At 38.9% G+C, this 270-nt stretch carries 1 protein-coding gene; it reads left to right on the top strand.

Annotated elements, in window-relative coordinates:
* A partial coding sequence (locus tag ACWA1B_RS22730) for a Clp protease N-terminal domain-containing protein (RefSeq protein WP_456910891.1) occupies window positions 1-270 on the top strand: 270 nt, incomplete at both ends.

Genomic DNA, 270 nt, shown 5'->3' on the forward strand with positions numbered 1-270 from the left:
TATTGGTACCGAACATCTTATGCTAGGTATTTTAAGAGATGGTAACGGAAAAGCTATTCATATACTTAATAACCTAGCTGTCGATTTAGATCATTTACGCAGAAAAGTAGAAATACTGAGCCCAGCCAATCTGAGCGTTGAAGTAAATGCAGAAAAGAAAAACCTTCATCTTACCCGACAGGCCGAAAGAGCCCTGAAGACCACTTTTCTTGAAGCAAAAGTATTTCAAAGTTCATCGATAAGCACGGCACACCTGCTATTGTGTATCTT

It is taken from the genome of Flavobacterium xizangense, from assembly GCF_054075145.1.